Origin of the sequence: Neorhizobium sp. BETTINA12A, assembly GCF_023006485.1 — a bacterium.
Lineage (GTDB): Bacteria > Pseudomonadota > Alphaproteobacteria > Rhizobiales > Rhizobiaceae > Neorhizobium.
The window spans coordinates 1-2,617 of the sequence record NZ_JALBGW010000293.1 but is presented as its reverse complement, the minus strand read 5'-3'; the positions used below and the strand labels follow the sequence as shown (position 1 = coordinate 2,617).

At 62.4% G+C, this 2,617-nt stretch carries 2 protein-coding genes and 1 pseudogene; all 3 read left to right on the top strand.

What is annotated here, in order from left to right; all coding sequences use genetic code 11:
• A pseudogene (locus MOV61_RS29440) lies at positions 1–156 on the top strand (LysR family transcriptional regulator); the annotation flags it as partial.
• 143 nt (positions 157–299) lie between these two features.
• Positions 300–1,829: an ABC transporter substrate-binding protein gene (locus MOV61_RS29435; protein ID WP_247139118.1), complete on the top strand. Its 1,530-nt coding sequence runs from the start codon at positions 300–302 to the stop codon at positions 1,827–1,829.
• A gap of 217 nt (positions 1,830–2,046) precedes the next feature.
• Positions 2,047–2,617, top strand: a 571-nt coding sequence (locus MOV61_RS29430; protein WP_247139117.1) for an ABC transporter permease, incomplete at its 3' end; no start/stop codon positions are given.

Below are 2,617 nucleotides of genomic sequence, written 5' to 3'. Positions count from 1 at the left end.
ATCGCCGCCGGCAAGGCGGTGCGCACGCCGATCGATCTCTGCGTCGCGCCGGACCGCCAGCTCTCGTTCGCGGCGAGCAAGCTCGTCGATTTCATCGAGCGCTTCATGCGCGGCGCCGATACGCGCAAATCGGCACCCAAAAGGGCAAGCGCCTAATTGCTTCCTGTGTAGCGTTTTCGGCTACACAGAGAACACAAAATTCTGCATTGTGTGTGCACCTGCGAAGTGACACACTTTTGGCAATCGACGATCCCGCAGGTGCCGATCAGGCGGGTCTCGTTCCAAAAAGGGGATGACGGATGGGCAGGATGACGTTTCTGGGCTCTGCGACCATATTGAAGAGCGCAGCTTTTGGCCTTGCGATGAGCGCGGGCCTGCTTTCGGGCCAGACAGGCGCCAAGGCGGCGGCAAAGACCGCAATCACAGTCGGGATGGCGATCGAGCCGGCTGGGCTCGACCCGACGGTCGCCGCACCTGTCGCGATCGGCCAGGTGACCTGGCAGAACATCTTTGAAGGGCTGACGACCATCGACAAGGATGGCAAGATCAAGCCGCAGCTTGCCGAAAGCTGGCAGATCTCGCCGGATGGCTTGACTTATACGTTCAAACTCCGCCAGGGCGTCAAGTTCCATAACGGCGTTGCATTCGACAGTTCGGTTGCCAAGTTCTCCATCGATCGCGCTCGCGGCGCAGACTCGGTCAATCCCCAGAAGCGCTATTTCGCCTCGATCGACACGGTCGAAACACCGGATGCGGCGACGCTGGTGCTGAAGCTCAAGCAGCCGGCTGGCAGCCTGCTTTACTGGCTCGGCTGGCCGTCCTCGACCATCGTCGAACCGAAATCGGCCGCCGACAACAAGACGACCCCGATCGGCACCGGCCCGTTCAAGTTCGTCAGCTGGTCGAAAGGCTCCAAGGTCGATCTCGCCAGGAATGCCGACTACTGGAACAAGGCCGTCTCCCTGAAGCTCGATACAGCGGCCTTCCGTTTCATCAGCGATCCGCAGGCCCAGGCCGCGGCGCTGAAGGCCGGCGACGTCGATGCCTTTCCGGAATTCGGGGCGCCCGAACTGATCAAGTCCTTCGAGGGCGACAAGCGGCTGACGACTGTTATCGGCAATACCGAGCTCAAGGTCGTCGCCGGCATGAACAACACCCGCAAGCCGTTCAGCGACAAAAAGGTACGTCAGGCTCTGATGATGGCGGTCGACCGCGCTACCGTGGTCGAAGGTGCCTGGTCCGGTTTCGGCACGCCGATCGGTAGCCACTACACGCCGAACGACCGCGGCTACAAGGACCTGACCAGCGTCTATCCCTATGATGCGGCCAAGGCGAAGGCGCTGCTTGCCGAGGCAGGCTTCCCGAACGGCTTCACCTTCACCATCAAGGCGCCGCAGATGGCCTATGCGCAGCGCACCTCACAGGTGCTGCAGGCGATGTTTGCAGAAATCGGCGTGACGATGAACATCGAAACCACCGAATTCCCGGCGAAATGGGTGGCCGACGTGTTGAAGGCCGCCGATTACGACATGACCATCGTCGCCCATGCGGAGCCGATGGACATCGACATCTATTCCCGCGATCCCTACTACTTCAACTACAAGAACCCGGCCTTCAACGACGTGCTGAAAAAGGTCGAGATGACCTCCGACGCCGCCGGACAGGAAAAGCTCTATGGCGAGGCACAAAGCATCCTCGCCAACGACGTGCCGGCGCTCTTCCTGTTCGTCATGCCGAAGCTCGGTGTATGGGACGGCAAGGTGAAGGGCCTGTGGGAAAACGAACCGATCCCTTCGAACGTCCTGACGGATGTTCATTGGGTAGAGTGAAGTTTCACGCGATGAATTGGAGTGTCGCGCGTGGGGCAGACCGATCTCCCCCCTTGAGGGGGAGATGCCCGGCAGGGCAGAGGGGGGTATCCCTGCGCACTCTTCTACCACCGCATTTGCCGCACCGTCGCCACCCCCCTCTGTCACCTTCGGTGACATCTCCCCCTCAAGGGGGGAGATCAACGGGAGCTCGCGGCACCGGCATGGGGACCCGCCGATGATCTCCATCCTCATCCGCCGAACCTTGAGCCTTGCCGTGACGCTGCTCATCGTCTCGCTGCTGATCTTCACCGTCATGGACCTGCTGCCCGGCGATCCGGCGGCGATCATGCTGGGTACCTCGGCGAGCCCGGAAACGCTTGCCGCACTCCAGAAGCAGCTGGGTCTCGACCAGGCGCTCCCCGTGCGTTACCTCGCCTGGCTCGCCGGGGTCTTCCGGGGCGATCTCGGGCAGTCCTATACCTATGGCGTACCGGTTGCGGGGCTGATCGGCGAACGGCTTGCCGTCACCCTGCCGTTGGCGCTGATCGCCATCGTGCTCTCGGTCTCGATTGCCATTCCTCTCGGCGTTCAGGCGGCGCGCAAGCACAACGGGCTCTTCGATTTCGTCGCCGGCCTGTTCTCCTATATCAGCATCGCGGTGCCGGCCTTCTGGGTCGGGCTGCTGCTGATCATCCTGTTCTCCACCATGCTCGGCTGGATGCCGGCGGGCGGGTTTCCCGGCTGGGACGCAGGGCTGCTTGCCGGCCTCAAGGCGCTCCTCCTGCCGGCCGTGGCGCTCTCCCTGC